Origin of the sequence: Nonomuraea sp. NPDC050153, from assembly GCF_044460125.1 — a bacterium.
GTDB lineage: Bacteria > Actinomycetota > Actinomycetes > Streptosporangiales > Streptosporangiaceae > Nonomuraea.
In genome coordinates, this window is record NZ_JBITJQ010000004.1 from 531,621 (window position 1) to 547,621 (window position 16,001).

Genomic DNA, 16,001 nt, shown 5'->3' on the forward strand with positions numbered 1-16,001 from the left:
CCTCGGTCACGTACGGAACGGGAAGCCGTACGTGTGCGCGGCCACGTTCTCGCGGCCTTCGACGTCGCCCGACTCGCGGGCGGCCTGCCCGTGCGCCCGCCACTTCCCGATGACCTCGTTGAGCTCGTCACCCAACCGGCGCAGCTCCTCGGCGGTCAGCGAGAGCATGAACTCGGAGCTGAAGGCCGCGTTGCGCCAGTCGTCGGGCCAGGCCGACTGGGTGTCGAGGTAGCTCTCGTACATCTCGCCCTGCTGGCGGGCGTGCATGCGCGACACCGCGGCGTGGACGGCGGCGCGCTCCGGCGCGTCGCGGAAGTCCTCGTCCCGGGTGCTGATCATGGCGTCGGCCGGCTGCCACCAGCGCTCACGCGCGTCGCCGCCGCGCGCCCGCGCCTCCTCGATGAGGCCGTGCGCGGCCAGCTTGCGCAGGTGGTAGCTGACCAGCGAGACGGCCTCGTCGACCTGGTCGGCGAGCTGGGAGGCGGTCGCCGCGCCCGTCACCTTGAGAGCGCGATAGAGCTTCATGCGCAGCGGATGCCCCAACGCCTTGAGCGTGTCGAGGTCCTTGATGCGGCGACTCTTCTCGGCGGCCATGAGACCACCATAGAAGCGAAAGAAAAATTGCGCAAATAAATTTGCGCAATCCAAGTGGGCGTTATGGTGAAGAGCATGGCGACGTTCGCACTGATCCACGGGGGTGGCGGGTCCGCGTGGGACTGGCACCTGCTGGAGCCCGAGCTGCGCGACCGGGGGCACGACGTGGTCGCGGTGAGCCTGCCGGTCGAGGACGAGTCCGCCGGCCTGCTCGACCTCGCCGACGCGGTGGTGGAGGCGGCCGGAGGCCGGGGCGACCTCGTCGTCGTGGCGCACTCGTGGGGCGGCTTCGTCGGGCCGCTCGTCTGCGCCCGCACGCCGGCCGACCTCCTGGTGCTGGTCACGGCCATGATCCCGGCCCCCGGCGAGCCGCCGTCCGACTGGTGGGCCAACACGGGGTTCGGCTCGAAGGACATGTCCGACCCGATCGGCCTCTTCCTGCACGACGTGCCGAGGGCCGTGGCCGAGGAGCTGCTGACCAGGGGGCGGGACCACGCGGACAAGGCCATGGCGGAGCCTTGGCCGCTGGACGCGTGGCCCGACGTGCCGACGAGGTTCCTGCTGTGCCGGGACGACCGGTTCTTCACGCCTGGCTTCATGCGCCAGGTCGTCCGCGACCGGCTCGGCATCACGCCCGACGAGATCGACGGCGGCCACGCCCCCATGCTGGCCCGGCCGAAGGAGCTGGCCGACCGCCTGGAGGGTTACCTCACCGGCAGGTCGTAGACGCGGCGCACGCTGCTGCCGAGCCGGGCCACGTCGGCCCCGTACACGTGGATCGAGACCCCCACCTCGTCGCTGGTGTTGCGGACCTTGTGGATGTCCCCGGGCGGCGCGAACCCGCTCACCTCGCCGGGCCTGTTGTCGACGCGCCCGATCTCCACCAGGTGATCGCCCATGTCGCGATAAAGCGTCTCGTGCTCGATCCCGCCGATGATGCCGAACGCGCACCACGACACGTGGTCGTGGATCTGCGTCTCCTGGCCGGGGCGCCACACGACGCTCACGATGGAGAAGCCCTCCTCGCTGTGGAGCGGGCGGGACACGTAGCCGTCGGGCGAGCCCTCGCGTTCGCGCGGCGTGAGGATGTCGAGCCCGGGAAGCCGGCTACGTAGCAGGTCCGCGACGGCGTACGCGGTCCTGCCGCGCCCGAGTCCCCGCGCCACGATCTCGGAAATGCCGGTCACGAGCGGGTCGAGCCCGGGTCGCACGGCGGCGGAAGCGGCCATATTCATGGTGTCTCCCTAGGGAAAGCAGGCAATTGTCCTTCCCCTTCCACGGTGCTACACCTCGACCGATAGGTCCAACAGAAGTTCTCTGGCCCACCTATAGATACGATTGATGAATGCTGGATGTCGTGCGGCTTCGCGTTCTCGTCGCGGTCGCCCGCAAGGGCTCGCTGACCGCCGCCGCCAAGGAGCTCCACTATTCGCAGCCCTCGGTCAGCCACCACCTGGCGCGGCTGGAGGCGGAGACCGGGGCACGGCTGGTCCAGCGGGTCGGGCGCGGCATCAGGCTCACGGACGCGGGCCGGCTGCTCGCCGAGCGGGCCGCGGAGATCATCAGCCGCCTCGACGCCACCGCCGAGGAGCTCGCCGCGCACGTGGGGCTGCGGTCGGGGCGCGTACGGCTGGCGGCTTTCCCCTCGGCGCTGGGCACGTTCATCCCGAAGGCGGCGGGGCTGCTGTCCACCGCGCACCCCGGGTTGCGCCTGCAGCTCACCGAGATCGAGCCGCCGGAGGCGCTCAGGCTGCTGCGGTCGGGGCGGGTGGACGTGGCCGTGATCTTCCGGTACGACGACACCGCGCCCGAGGACGACGACATCCGCATGATCCATCTCCTCGACGACCCCAGTTACCTGGTGGCCGACGGCCCGGTGGGCGGGCTGGCCGACCACGCGGACTCGGCCTGGATCGCGGGATGCGACCGGTGCAGGAGCCATCTGCTGGACATCTGCGAGAAGGCGGGGTTCGCGCCGCGGATCTCGTTCACCAGCGACGACATCGTGGCCGTGCAGGCCCTGGTGGCGGCCGGGCTGGGCCTGACCCTGCTGCCGGGGCTGGCGCTGCGGGCCCATCGCAATCCGGACGTGCAGGTGGCCGAGGTGCCCGGCTCGACCCGGCACGTGTACGCCGCCGTCCACGGCGAGCCGCCCCATCCGCCGGCCACGGAGGCGCTGCTGGCCGCACTGCGCGCGGCGCTGCGGGAAATCCCGCCGCGGAAAAGCCCGCCGCGGGAAAGCCCGCCGCGGGAAAGCCTTTGACGCCGCCTCTACGATGACCCCATGCCGGATATTTCATCACTTGCCCTCTTCTGTGTGGCCACGCTCGGGCTGCTCGTGGTCCCCGGACCGGCGGTCCTCTACATCGTCACCCGGAGCGTCTCCCAGGGCCGTGGCGCGGGCGTGATCTCGGTGCTCGGCGTGCACGCGGGCTCGCTCGTCCACATCGCGGCGGCGGCGCTGGGCATCAGCGCGCTGCTGGCGGCCTCGGCCACGGCGTTCACGATCGTGAAGTACGTGGGCGTGGCCTACCTGGTCTGGCTCGGCGTCCGCAAGCTGATGCAGCGCGGCGCGGGCGAGCAGGTGGTGGAGTTGCGGGTGCAGTCGAGGCGGCGGCTGTTCTGGGAGGGCTTCGTGGTGAACGTGCTCAACCCCAAGACGGCCATCTTCTTCCTGGCGTTCCTGCCCCAGTTCACCCACCCGGAGCTGGGGCCCGTCGGCCCGCAGATCCTGGTGTTCGGGGCGCTGTGGCTGGTGCTCGGGATCGTGTCCGACGGCACGTACGCGATGCTCTCGTCGGCGCTGGCCGGCCGGCTGCGCGGGTCCGCCCGTGCGCACCGCCGTCTGAACGTGGGCAGCGGGCTGGTCTACCTGGGCCTGGCGGCCTGGCTCACAACCGAGAAGGCCTGACAAGCCAGGAAATTTCTGGCTCATAGTGCGATAGTGAGATCAGATCAGGGGGACGGCACGTCGGGACGTAGCTAAGAGGCGGACCTCATGGACACGCCACCGCACCGCCTCGGGCTCGAACGGGTCGTCGAGGTCTACTCGGGTCACGACGACCTCGTCGGCGTGACCGGCTCCGGCTATGCGATCGGCGCCGATCTGGTGCTGGCCTCTGGGCTCGTCGTGGCCCCCGGCCTGCCGTGCCAGGTGCGCACGGCGGACTCGGGCCGGTGGGCCGAGGCCGAGCAGGTGTGGCGCGGACGCGGCGGGGCGGGCCCGGTGCTCCTGCGGGTCGCCGGAGCCCCGTGGGCCGACGTCCCCGGCATCGAACACGTCCGCTGGGCCAGGGTCACCGCCTCCTCCGGCGGGCCTGGCTTCAGGGTCCGCTGCGTGGCCAGAGGGTTCGCGCGGCTGGGGCGGCGGGCCGGGGTCAGGGACGCGGAGACGGTGACCGGCCTGGTCGACGCCCCCACCAGCGCGGTGTCGAAGGCCCTGGCGGTCAGCGTGCTGAGCCCCGGACCCGGGTCGCCGCCCAGCGCGCTCGCGCAGGGCCTGTCGGGCGCCGTCCTGCTCGCCGAGCCGGCCGGGCAGATCATCGGCGTGATCGGCGGCGGCTCCCCCGGGAACGCGCACGGCCACCTGGACGCGGTGCCCGCGACCGCGCTGCTGGGCGACGAACGGTTCCGCGAGCTGGCGGGCATCGCGCCCGGCCGGCTGGAGACCGTGGCGGAGGACGACCCCTCGGTGATCCTCTCCGACCTTCTGACCCCTGCCCGCGAGCGGCTGCCCCAGGACTGCTCGGACTGGACGCTGCTGATGGCGCGGCACGCGGTGGTGCCCTTCCTCGGGAGGGACGAGGAGCTGGCGGACCTGCGAGCCTGGGCCGCCGAACCGGCCGCCCTGTCGATCGCGGTGCTGACCGGCCGGAGCGGCACGGGCAAGACGAGGCTGGCGGGCGAGCTCTGCGTGGAGCTGGCCGAGGCCGGGTGGGACACCGGGTTCCTGCCGCTGGACTCCGCCGGCGGCCCGCTGGCCGGCCGGACCCTGGAGGCGTTACGCCCGACCCTGCTCGTGGTGGATCATCCAGATCCGTCCCCTCCCCTGGTGGGCGAGCTGGTACGGCGCCTGGCCAGGCACGGGCGCAACCCTCGCGTACGGCTCCTGCTGCTGGCCCGCGAGCTCAGCGAGGCGGACTGGTGGCGGCGGCTCGACACGGCGTCCGGCGGCTGGCTGCGGCGGCTCACCTCCACGACGGTCCAGCTCAACACCCACCCGCTCACGCTCGCGGAGCGCACGGACCACGCGCTCGCTGCCATGAAGGCGTTCGCCCCCAGCCGGGCCGCCCTGCCCGCCCCGCCGCGCCTCGACGACCCGGAGTACGGTCTCCCGCTCCACGTCCACCTGGCGGCCCTGCTGAGGCTGTCCGACGACGAGCGGCCGGTGCCCTCGCCCGACGGCGAACCGCCCGCGCGCGACCGCGACGCCGACGCGCGCACGCAACCGATGCGGCTGCACGGCGGCGGGCTGCTCCGGCGGTTCCTGGCACGGGAGAGCGACCAGTGGGCGCGGGTCTGGCCCGCCGAACACGAGCGCGTGGACGACGTGACGGCACGCCAGGCCGTGGCGGTGCCGACGCTCACCGCGCCGGCGCCCGCAGAGCTGCCCGGCCTGCTGTCGGCCGTGCCCGGACTGCGGAGCGGCACCATGGGCGCGGCCCGCTGGCTGGGCACCGTCTTCCCGAGCGGCGAGCTGGGTCCCGACCTGGTGGCCGAGGAGCTCCTGGCCGAGACGGAGGGCCTGGACGAGCTCGTGCTCGCCCTCCACGATCACGAGGGCCGCACCGTCCAGCACCTCGTTCACCTGCTCCACGTGCTGCGTCTGTCCGCCGACAGGGCGCGGGTCGGATCGGCGCTGCGTTCCCTGGTCGGGGCCAGGATCGGCGCGATGGTCGCCGAGGCCGTGGCCAACCCCGCCACCCGGCTCGGGGACATGCTCAACGCCGCGCTCACGCTGTTCCCCTCCGACCGGGAGCTCGCCGAGTCCGCGTCCGCCCTGCTGGGCGACGAGCGGGGCGCGGGGCTGGGGTTGCGGGCGTTGCACGTCACCCTCGGCGAGCTGGCCGTACGGCACCGCCGGGCCGGCGGCGAGCCGATCGCGCTGGCCGAAGCGCTGTCCTGGCTGTCCGGGCGGTTGGTGGCCGTGGGGCGGGTCGGCGAGGCGGTCGTGGCGGCGGCGGAGGCCGTCGAGATCCACGCGGCCGCTCCTCCGTACGAGGCGGCGGCCGGGCGGGCGCAGGCGCTGTTCAGCCTGGGGGCGTGCCTGCTGCTCGCGGGCGAGGCCGGTTCCGCGCTCAAACCCGCGCAGGAGGCGGCGGCCCGGTTCCGCATCCTGGCCGAGGAGGACTCCGGTTATGCGGGAGAGGCGGCGCGGGCGCATCACAACGTCGCGTGCGCGCTGCTGGAGCTCGGGCGGCTGGACGAGGCGGTGGCGGCGTTCGAGGCGGCGGGCGGCGACCCCGACGTCGCAGGGCACCTGGCGGCGCTCGCCTCCGCATCCCCTCGCCCACCCGCCACCCCGCAACCGGACCCGCCCGTCACCGCGTGGCCGGGCCCCGAACCGACCACGCAGCCGGGTGCGCGCCCCCAGCCGGCCTTCCCGCCGCCTCCGGGGGTCGGATTCCAGCCGGGCGACACGCCGCCGATGGGGTTGCTCGCCGCGCCGACCGTCGCGCCGCCTCACGGAGGGCCGCACACCCCGGCCATGGTGCCGCGACGGGAGGCGGACGGGCCGGTGCCGGTGGCCGCCGGGCCCGCGCCGGGGCCGCTGGTGCCGTTCGAGGAGGCGGACGGCGGCGCGCTGCCCGAGCTGGCCGCCTGCCTCGCCGTCGCCGCCACCGCGGCCGTCAAGGGCGTGGCCCCCACGAACCGGGATCTGGCCCACCACCTCCACCTCCTGGCCGCCTGGCTCGACGGGCAGGGCAGGCCGGCCGACGCCGTCGTCCCCGCCTCGGAGGCCGTCGTACGGCTGCGCGGCCTCGCCGCCCAGGAGCCCGGCCTGCGATCCATGCTCGCCGACGCCGCCGGGCTGCTGTCCGGCCTCCATGCCCGGACGGACGACCTGGACGCCGCCGTGCGCTCCGCCGCCGAGGCCGTACGCAACCTGCGCGCCCTGGTCGCCCTGGAGCCCGACGAGCACCGCCGCGGCCTGACCGGGCAGCTGCTGGAGCTGGGCGAGCTGCTGCTGGTCGACGACCGGCCCGAGGCGGCGCTGGGGCCGTTGCAGGAGGCCATGAGCGTGGCGGCCGAAGAGCACCCGGCCGCGCGGGCGAAGGCCGGGCGGCTGCTCGGCCTGTGCCTGGACGAGCTCGGACGGCCCGCCGACGGCCGGGCCCAGCTGGGGCTCGCCGCCGACCTGTACGACGAGCTGAGCGCCGCGGACGGCTCCTCCACACGTGCCGACGACGGGACCCTCCCAAGAGCGGAGGGCGGGTCCTTCGCGCGGCACGCGTCCGAGACGCGGGCGCGGGCAGAGCGGCTGGAGCCGGAGGCCGGCCACGCGGGCGGCCGGCCGTGGCTGCTGGAGCTGGTCACCTCGCGGCCGGAGGAGGCCGTGCTCGGCGCGGAGCGGCGGCTGGTGGAGTGCAGGCGGGCCGCCGAGGAGGGCGGCACGCCGGAGATCCACGCCTACATCTCCGCGCAGGCCGTGCTCGCCCGCGCCTGGACGGACGTGGGGCGGGCCGCGGACGGGTTGGTGCTCGCGACGCAGGCGGCCGAACTGCTGCGCCGCCACCCCGTACCGGAAACGCCGCAGCGGGAGCCCGGCCCGGAGCGCCCGCACGCGATCGCCGTGGGGATGGTGGCGGCGGCGCTCGGCAGGGCGCTCGTGGGGCTGGGACGGCACGAGGAAGCCAGGCCGCACCTGCTGGCCGCCGTCGAGTCCTACGAGCCGATGGCCGAGACGAGCGTCGTCTTCCGTACGGAGCTGGCCGAGCTGCTGATCCTGGAAACGGCGGCGCTCTCCCGCGCCGGCCGGCCGTCCGACGCGGAGGCGGCGGCCGACCGGCTGGTCGAGCTGTACGACGGGCTCGTGTCGGAAGGGCTCGCGGCCACATCCGCCCTGGCCGGGGCGCTGCGCCTGCAGGGCGGCATCCGCTTCGTCGGGCAGGACGCCGAAGGCGCCCTCCGGTCGGTCACCCGGGCCCTCGACGTCATGTCGCCGGCGGACGCGGCGGGCGACCGGCTGCTCACCGCCGCCTGCCTGGAGCTCGCCGGCCTGTGCCTGGCCGAGCTGCACGAGCCCGGCGCGGCCGGGCCGAAGCTGGCCGAGGGCACCGCGTCGATGGTCGACCCGCCGCCGGATCTCGCCGGCGTGCACCTGCTGGCCCTCGCGCGGCTGGCCAGGATGCGGGTCGAGGAGGAAGGAGCCGCCGCGGGAACCGCCCTCTACCGCCGGATACTCGACCTGCGGCCGCTTCCGGGGACGGATGTGCTCGGAACGCTCATCGAGGAGGTCGCGACCTACCCGGGCGACCCGTCCGAGCTGCTTGCGGCGCTCGCGTCGTTCACGGACGCGCTGGAGCGGGAGGTCCCCCTGAGCGGTGGTGGCGGTCCCGAGACGCACGACCGGTACGCGCGGTGCCTGATGCGGCTCGGCGCCGCCGCCCAGGCAAGCGCGGCGGTGCTCTGCGCCGAGCTGGCCGTCCGGGTCTACCGGGGCCTGGCCGCCTTCTCCGGCGACCACCGGGAACGGCTCGGCCTGGCGCTGGCCGCGCTCGCCCGGCTCGGCCAGGCCGATCTCGGCGTTCTGGAGCAGGCCGTCGACCTGCTCGCCGGGCAGCAGGGCCGCGCGCTGGCGGACGTCCTGAACCGCTACGCCGTCCTGCTGCTCGACCAGGGCCGTCCCGTGGAGGCGCTGGCGCACTGCGAGCGGGCCGCCGACCTCTGCGACGAGCTCGACGACCCGGCCGTGGCCGCCGTCACGTACGCCCGGCTCGGCGCCGCCCTCGCCATGCTCGACCGCCCCCAGGCCGCCCTGGAGGCGATCACCTGGTCCCTGGCCGAGCTGGACCGGACCGCGGAGACCGGCCAAGAGCTGCGCCGCGTGCGGGCTCAGGCGATCCGGGTGCGCGGGCAGGTGCTGCGGGGGTTCGGCAGGGAGCAGGAGGCGCTGGGGCAGCTCAAGGAGGCCCTGCGGCTCTACGCGGACCTGTCGGAGCAGCGGGAGGCCGCCGACACCGCCGCGGTGATCGCCGACGACCTGCTGGCCGCCGGACGCCCGGAGGAGGCCGCCGAGTACGCCGGGACCGCCGCCGCCGGCCAGCCGCCGGGCACGGTCAAGCACGCGCTGGCCACCCAGCGCCTCGTCCGGTGCCACATGATGCGCGGCGAGCTCGCCGAGGCCAACGTGCTCGTCGAGGAGCTGATCCCGCGGGCCAGGCGGTCGCCGGACGATCTCACGTACCGGGCCGTCCTCGCCGACTCCCTGGCGCAGAGCTCCGAGCTGCTGCCCCTGCTCGGCCTGGACGAGGGGACCGAGGCCGAGGCCAGGGCCAGGGAGGCCATCGGGATCTACGACGAGCTGCTGACCACCGGCATGAACGCGCAGGCCCTGCACACCAGCCGGGCGGGCGCCTGCCTCACGCTGGCCTCCGCGCTGAGGATGCGGGGCCTGGCCGCCGACGCGATCCAGCCGCTGCGGGAGGCGGTCGCGGCGCTGGAGCGGTTCAGCCCGGGAAGCCCGGGCGAGCAGCGCTCCGGCCAGGGGAACCCGATGCAGCGCGAGCTGCTGTCCAGGGCGATGCTCATGCTGGGCGACGCGCTCATGGAGGCGGGCCGGGCGCTGGAGGCCGGGCTCGTCTTCCACCGTGCCACGCAGGTGACCAGGGACGAGCTGTCCAGGGCCGTGGCGCACGCCCGGCTCGGCCTCTGCCAGCAGGAGCTGGGCAGGGACGACGCCGCCGACGCGGCGCTGCGGGTCTCCGCCGGGCTGCTGCGGGACCTGGTGGCCCGCGACGGCGTCGCCGACCTGCTCCGCGATGTGCTGCGGGGCAGGCTGAGGCTGCTGGAGAAGACGGGCAGGCGCGACGAGACGGCGGCGATCGAAGAGGAGCTGCAGCGGCTCTGAGCGCCCGGAAGGAGCTGATGATCCCAAGGCGCCCGAAGAGGAGCCGCAGCAGCTCCAGACCTCCGGATGGGCGTCAAGCCTCGCTCGCCTGCACCGTTTCGCGGGCCCAGCGGTAGTCGGCCTTGCCCGCCGGCGAGCGCACCATTTCCGCCACGAACGCATACGTACGAGGCACCTTGTACCCCGACAGCAGCGTCCGGCAGTGCGCGTCCAGTTGCTCGGCCGTGACCTCGACGCCCGGCCGCGGCTCCACCACGGCCGCGACCTTGTTCCCCCACCGCTCGTCCGGCACCCCGGTCACCACCGCGTCGAACACCGACGGATGCCCCTTGAGCACCGCCTCGACCTCCTCGGGGAACACCTTCTCCCCGCCGGTGTTGATGCACTGCGAGCCGCGGCCGAACACGTTCACGGTCCCGTCGGTGTCCACGGTCGCCAGGTCGCCGGTCAGCAGCCAGCGCGTGCCGTCCGCGTCGGTGACGAACGTCCGGGCCGTCTTGTCGGGGTCGTTGTAGTAGCCGAACGCCACCCGCCCGGACCTGGCCACCGTCCCGAGCTGCCCGGAGCCGGGCTCGACGGGCCGGTGCCGCTCGTCGAGGACGGACAGCTTGACCACGGAGTTCGGCTGGTAGCGCAGGCCCTTCTCCGGCGAGGACCCGGCCACGCCCGACGCGGTGAAGCCGGACTCGGTGGAGCCGAAGTTGTCCAGGATCCCGATGTTCGGGAGCGCCTCCTGGAGCCGGTCGCGCACCGCGCCCGACAGGATCGCCCCGGTGGAGCTGACCACGAACAGCGAGGAGACGTCGTAGCCGCCCTTCTCCAGCGCCTCGGCCAGGGGCCTGGCCATGGCGTCGCCGGTGATGTTCATGGTGAACACGCGCTCGCGTTCGACCGCCCGCCACACGTCCTCGGCGTCGAACTTGCGCACGTACACCATGGTCGCGCCCATCCACCAGGCGATGAACGTGGCCATCTGCGCGGCCCCGTGCATCAGCGGCGGCGCGGCCATCATCACCATGGGACCGGCCTTGACGGCCTCGTCGATCACCTCGCGCGGGGTGGCGCGCGGCTCGCCGTACGGGTTGCCGCCGCCGAAGGCCATGAACAGGTCCTCGACGCGCCACATCGCCCCCTTGGGCATGCCCGTGGTGCCGCCGGTGTAGATGATGTAGACGTCGTTGCCCGAGCGCGCCGGGAAGCCGCGTTCCGGCCTGCCGCGTTCTAAAGCGGTCTCGTACGGCACCGCCGCGCCGATCGCCGACGGCCCGCCCACCGAGATCAGGTGCTCCAGCAGCGGCGCCCGGTCCGCCACGGCGGCCACCCGCGCGTCGAACTCCACGTCGTAGACCAGCGCCCGGATGTCGGAGTCGCGGTAGAGGTAGAGCAACTCTGCCTCGACGTAGCGGTAGTTGACGTTGATCGGCACGGCCCGGATCTTCAACGCGGCCAGCAGGCCCGCCACGTACTCGACGCCGTTGTAGAGGTGCAGGCCGACGTGCTGGCCGGGCTGGATGCCGAGGTCCATGAGGTAGTGGGCGAGCCGGTTCGACTCGGCCTCCAGTTCGGCGTAGGTGCGCCGGTCGGAGCCGCAGACGACGGCGGTCCTGTCCCCGATCGCGTCCGCGAGCCCTTCGAACAGGTCAGCGTGGTTGAACTCCATCAGGGTCTCTCCCGTCCGACGATCCACATCGCGAAGAACTGGGCTCCCCCGCCATAGGCGTGGCCGAGCGCCGTGCGGGCGCCGTCCACCTGGTGCTCGCCCGCCATCCCGCGCACCTGCAGCGCGGCCTCGGCGAACCTGATCAGTCCCGAGGCCCCGATCGGGTTGCTCGACAGCACCCCGCCCGAGGCGTTCCACGGGATGTCACCGTCGAGCGCCGTCGCGCCCGACTCGGTGAGCTTCCATCCCTCTCCGTCCGCCGCGAACCCCAGGTTCTCCAGCCACATCGGCTCGTACCAGGAGAACGGCACGTACGTCTCGGCCACGTCGATCTGCCGCCGCGGGTCGGCGATGCCGGCCTGGCGGTAGACGTCGGCCGCGCAGTCCTTGCCCGCCTGCGGGCTGACCGTGTCGCGCCCGGCGCGGAAGATCGGCTCGGAGCGCATGGCGGTGCCGTGCACCCAGGCCGGGGTGCCGGTGACCTTCGACTCCGACGACAACACCATCGCGCAGGCGCCGTCGCTGGACGGGCAGGTCTCCAGATAGCGGATCGGCTCCCACAACATCGGCGTGGACTCGACCATCTTCTGGTCGATGCCGGGGATCTTGAGGTGCGCGTACGGGTTCTTGAGCGCGTTGAGCCGGTCCTTGACCGCCACCAGCGTCCCGATGTGATCGGGCGCGCCCGATCTGCGCATGTACTCGCGGATGTGCGGCGCGAAGTAGCCGCCCGCGCCCACGACCAGCGACGCGTTGAACGGCAGGTGCGTGGACAGCGCCCACGTGGCGTTCGACTCCGACTGCTTCTCGAACGCCACCACCAGCACCCGGTCGTGCACGCCGCCCTGGATGAGGCTGGCGCCGACCAGAGCCGTGGAGCCGCCCACGCTGCCCGCCGTGTGCACGCGCATCATCGGCTTGCCCGCCGCGCCGAGGGCGTCGGCCAGGTACGACTCCGGCATCATCACGCCCTCGAACAGGTCCGGCGCCTTGCCGATGACCACGGCGTCGATGTCCTTGAACGACAGCCCGGCGTCCTCCAGCGCCCGAAGCGCCGCCTCGCGCACCAGCCCGGCGATCGACACGTCCCTGCGTTTGGTCGTGTAGTGCGTCTGCCCGACGCCGATGACCGCGCATCGGTTGCCCATCATGCCTCCAGGACGGTGACGAGGTTGTGCTGCAGGCAGGGGCCGCCGGCCGCGTGCCCGACGGTGCGGCTCGCGTCGCCGTCGAGGATGCGCCGCGCGGCCTCGCCGATGCGGATGAGGCCCGTGGCCATGACGGGGTTGGCGGCCAGCGGGCCGCCGGACGGGTTGATCACCGTCTCGCCGGGCAGCTCCAGCGCGCGGCGCAGGATGATCTCCTCGTGGGGGAACTGGGCGTGCAGCTCGGCCACCTCGACGGGCCCCTTGCCGACCCCCGCCGCCCGTGCCGCGTCGGCCGCGGAGGCCGACACCGAGAGGTCCCGCATGCCCAGGTAGTGGGGCTCGATGCGGTGGGCGATGCCCCTGATGTAGGCGGGATTCCGGCACAGCTCCCCGGCCAGGTCGCCGGCCGCGAGCACGATCGCCGCCGCGCCGTCCGTGATGGGCGGCACGTCCGTCTTCTTCAGCGGTTGCAGCGCGAAGTCCTCGCCGTCCGGATCGGGCAGATCGAGCGCGTACGGGTTGCTCCGCCCGTCCGCCCGGCTCCTGCGGACGATCTCGTCGAGCTCCGTCCGGTCCGCGCCGACGGCGCCGGCCTGGAGCGCGGCGTAGGAGAGCAGGTCGAGGCCGAGCGGCGCCAGATAGTACGGGTCGAGCTGGATCGTCATGATCGTGCGCAGATCGCCCAGCGACGACTTGCCGAACCCGTAGACCAGGGCCGAGTCGATGTCGCCGTGCTGGAGCCGGACCCACGCCTCGTACAGGGCCCAGGCGCCGTCCATCTCCACGTGGCTCTCCGAGATGGGCGGCCAGGCGCCCAGCGCGTCGAGGGCGGACACGAACGAGAACGGCGCGCCCGCGAGGTAGTCGCAGCTGCCGGAGCAGGTGAAGCCGAACCTCTTGAGCCCGGTGCGCTCCTTGACCTCGTCGATCACGGGCAGGATCAGCTCGGGCTCGGTCTGCCCGGCGTCGTGGTCGGTGTGCCGGGTCTGGGCGAACGCGACGATCGCGACATCTCTCATGACAGCTCCACATCGGGCTCGCCGGTGGGGGCGAACCAGCGGATGTTCGACATTGACGCCGTACGCTCGCTCTCCGGCACCCAGACCGCCTTGACCCGCATGCCCTGGCGCACCTCGTGAGCGGGTACGTCCCCGATGAGCGCGATCATGGGGATGTCGGCGTTGTCGAGCAGGATGTACGCCGACACGAACGGCACCTGCGGGGCCCGCGGATCGGGCAGGTTGTTGATGGCGAACGTGGTGATCGTGCCGGTGTCGGAGACTTCGAGCGTCTCCGCGATGCCGTTCCCGCATTCGGGGCAGGAGGCGCGGTACGGCACGTACACCTTGTCGCAGCTCTCGCACCGCCCGCCGAGGAAGACGCCGCGCCGGATGCCCTCCAGGAAGACGCGGAGCGCGCCGCCCGCCTGGAGGCGATACTCGGCGCGCACGCTGGACACGATCCTCGTGACCTCGGGGGCGAAATGGGAGATGTCGCGGATGTGGCCGGTGGGCCGGTCGCTCCAGACCGGCCAGACGCGTGCCCCCACGGCCAGCGCCTTGGAGTTGCCCGCGTCCACGGCGTGGACCAGCGCGGTGTCGGCCCCGTCCAGCTTGATCAGCGCCCAGGCGAAGGGGCGGTCGAGCGGGTGGCCTTCGAGCGGCTCGTCCACCCACGCCCAGGTGGTGACCGTGCCGGCCGGGCCGACCTCGACGTACTCGTCGGTGACCGGCTCGCCGGTCGCGGGGTCGTACTCCAGGGGCGGCACGAGCACCTTGCCGTCGTTCGTCCGGACTCCGACGATGCGTCGACCGCGCAGCTCGCTCAGGAACCGGCCGATCACCGGGCCTGTGGTTCTCGTGTAGCCGCCTGGGAACTCCAGGACGTGCTGGGCGACCAGGGGATCAGATGGCACGGTCGTGTCCCTCCCAGTACGGGGCGCGGAGCTTGCGTTTGAGCAGCTTGCCGTTGGGCTCTCGGGGCATCTCGGCGATGAAGTCGACGCTCCTGGGCCACTTCATCCTGGCCAGGCGGCCCTCCAGCGACGCGAGCAGCTCGCGGGCCAGCTCGGGGCCGGGCTCGACGCCCGGGGCGGGCTCGATCACGGCCTTGATCTGCTCGCCCCACTCCTCGTCCGGGATGCCGAACACGGCCACGTCCGCCACCTTCGGGTGGACCATGAGCTCGTTCTCGATCTCGGCCGGGTAGATGTTCGCGCCGCCGGAGATGATCATGTCGGCCTTGCGGTCGCAGAGGAAGAGGAAGCCGTCCCCGTCCAGGTATCCGATGTCCCCGACGGTGAAGTACTCCTTGAGCCGGTTCGCGGCGGTCTTGGCGGGGTCGCCCTTGTACTCGAACGGGACGCCCATCATCTTCATGTAGATCGTCCCGGCTGTCCCGGTCGGCACGGGCTCGCCCTGATCGTCCGCGATCAGCAGCTCGCTGATGGGCCAGGCCTTGCCGACCGTGCCCGGGTGCGCCTTCCAGCCCTCGGGCGTGGCCAGGGTGCCGCCGCCCTCGGTGGCCGCGTAGTACTCGTACACGCAGTCACCCCACCATTCGAGCATCGCCCACTTGACCGGGACCGGACAGGGGGCGGCGGCGTGGATCATCCACTTGAGCGAGGACAGGTCGTACCGGGCCCGGGTCTCCTCCGGCAGCGCGAGCAGCCGCTTGAAGTGGGTCGGGACGAGGTGGGAGTTCGTGACGCCGTGGCGCTCGCAGAGCCGGAGCATCTCCTCGGCGTCCCACCTGTCCATGTAGACGAGCGTGTGTCCCATGTGCAGCGCGGTGCCGCCGAACTGGGTCACCGCGGTGTGGTAGTTCGGGGAGGTGACCAGGTGGGCGTTGGGGCGGCCCTGGGTGATGCCGAACAGTCCGAGCAGGAACGTCATGAGCTCTGCGGAGTCGTCCGGATCGAGGCCGTTCAGCCGGCGCCTGACGCCCTTGGGCTTGCCGGTCGTGCCCGAGGTGTAATGCATGGTGGCGCCCGCGGTGCGGTCCTCGGGCGCGGTGTCCGGCTGACCGTCGGTCAGCTCGCTCGCCTGGCGGAAGCCATCGGTCTTGTCCTCCCCGACGAGGAAGCGGCGGTGCGGCTCGACGGCCTCGGCCGCCCTGGCGCCCTCCGCGAGGTAGCGGGGGTGCACGAAGAACGCCTTGGCCTCGCTGTCGGAGACGATGTACGCGATCTCGGGGCCGGTCAGATGCCAGTTGACCGGGGTGTAGTACCAGCCGGCCTGCATGGCGGCGAGATACAGCACGAGCCCGTCCGCCCCGTTCGGCACCAGGCCGCAGATGCCGTCGCCGGGCTGGAGCCCGAGCCCGCGCAAGCCGTGCACGAGGCGGTTGGAGCGGGCGAGCAGATCGCCCGCGCGATGCTCCGTGCCGTCGGGGTCCACGGCCGCGATCCACTCGGGATCCGCCTGCGCGAGCCTCCAGAAACCGAGCGTGCCCATCTGAACTCCTTGGAGTCGTGGCGCGAGCAAAAAACAGGAACCTGTTCTCGTTTGCTGCTGGGAGCGTATCCTGG

General features: G+C 73.1%; 11 protein-coding genes. 4 read left to right on the top strand and 7 right to left on the bottom strand.

Annotated features, from left to right (window positions below):
- Nucleotides 1-6 precede the first annotated feature (6 nt).
- Nucleotides 7-594 (bottom strand): ArsR/SmtB family transcription factor, encoded by a 588-nt coding sequence (locus tag ACIBQ1_RS14615; RefSeq protein WP_397277559.1) that lies wholly within the window; start codon nucleotides 592-594, stop codon nucleotides 7-9.
- A 75-nt stretch (nucleotides 595-669) separates the two neighbouring features.
- On the opposite strand from ACIBQ1_RS14615, the gene ACIBQ1_RS14620 reads away from it, so the two are divergent.
- Nucleotides 670-1,320, top strand: coding sequence for an alpha/beta fold hydrolase (locus ACIBQ1_RS14620; protein ID WP_397277561.1), 651 nt, complete (start codon nucleotides 670-672; stop codon nucleotides 1,318-1,320).
- Here the strand turns inward: ACIBQ1_RS14620 and ACIBQ1_RS14625 are convergent.
- Nucleotides 1,299-1,829 (bottom strand): cysteine dioxygenase, encoded by a 531-nt coding sequence (locus tag ACIBQ1_RS14625; RefSeq protein WP_397277563.1) that lies wholly within the window; start codon nucleotides 1,827-1,829, stop codon nucleotides 1,299-1,301. The genes ACIBQ1_RS14620 and ACIBQ1_RS14625 overlap by 22 nt on opposite strands.
- A gap of 110 nt (nucleotides 1,830-1,939) precedes the next feature.
- Between ACIBQ1_RS14625 and ACIBQ1_RS14630 the strand changes: the two genes are divergently transcribed.
- From ACIBQ1_RS14630 to ACIBQ1_RS14640, 3 genes are all read left to right on the top strand, one after another.
- On the top strand, nucleotides 1,940-2,857 hold the full coding sequence (locus tag ACIBQ1_RS14630; RefSeq protein WP_397277565.1) for a LysR family transcriptional regulator: 918 nt from the start codon (nucleotides 1,940-1,942) through the stop codon (nucleotides 2,855-2,857).
- Nucleotides 2,858-2,878: 21 nt separating this feature from the next.
- Entirely contained in the window at nucleotides 2,879-3,505 is a 627-nt protein-coding gene (locus tag ACIBQ1_RS14635; protein ID WP_397277566.1) for a LysE family translocator, read from the top strand.
- An 87-nt stretch (nucleotides 3,506-3,592) separates the two neighbouring features.
- Nucleotides 3,593-9,664, top strand: a complete 6,072-nt coding sequence (locus ACIBQ1_RS14640) for a tetratricopeptide repeat protein (protein WP_397277568.1) — start codon at nucleotides 3,593-3,595, stop codon at nucleotides 9,662-9,664.
- 73 nt (nucleotides 9,665-9,737) lie between these two features.
- On the opposite strand, the gene ACIBQ1_RS14645 is transcribed toward ACIBQ1_RS14640, so the two are convergent.
- The 5 genes from ACIBQ1_RS14645 to ACIBQ1_RS14665 are packed head-to-tail and all read right to left on the bottom strand — an operon-like array spanning nucleotide 9,738 to nucleotide 15,927.
- Entirely contained in the window at nucleotides 9,738-11,324 is a 1,587-nt protein-coding gene (locus ACIBQ1_RS14645; protein ID WP_397277570.1) for an acyl-CoA synthetase, read from the bottom strand.
- Nucleotides 11,324-12,472 (bottom strand): thiolase domain-containing protein, encoded by a 1,149-nt coding sequence (locus ACIBQ1_RS14650; protein WP_397277681.1) that lies wholly within the window; start codon nucleotides 12,470-12,472, stop codon nucleotides 11,324-11,326. Before ACIBQ1_RS14650 ends, ACIBQ1_RS14645 begins: the two co-directional genes overlap by 1 nt.
- Nucleotides 12,472-13,491 carry a thiolase domain-containing protein gene (locus tag ACIBQ1_RS14655; RefSeq protein ID WP_397277571.1) on the bottom strand — a complete coding sequence of 340 codons (1,020 nt, stop codon included), beginning with the start codon at nucleotides 13,489-13,491 and terminating at the stop codon, nucleotides 12,472-12,474. Before ACIBQ1_RS14655 ends, ACIBQ1_RS14650 begins: the two co-directional genes overlap by 1 nt.
- A complete protein-coding gene (locus ACIBQ1_RS14660) occupies nucleotides 13,488-14,387 on the bottom strand; it encodes a Zn-ribbon domain-containing OB-fold protein (protein WP_397277572.1) in 900 nt (299 codons plus the stop codon). The genes ACIBQ1_RS14655 and ACIBQ1_RS14660 overlap by 4 nt, the downstream gene beginning before the upstream one ends.
- Nucleotides 14,377-15,927: an acyl-CoA synthetase gene (locus ACIBQ1_RS14665; protein WP_397277574.1), complete on the bottom strand. Its 1,551-nt coding sequence runs from the start codon at nucleotides 15,925-15,927 to the stop codon at nucleotides 14,377-14,379. Before ACIBQ1_RS14665 ends, ACIBQ1_RS14660 begins: the two co-directional genes overlap by 11 nt.
- Nucleotides 15,928-16,001 lie beyond the last annotated feature (74 nt).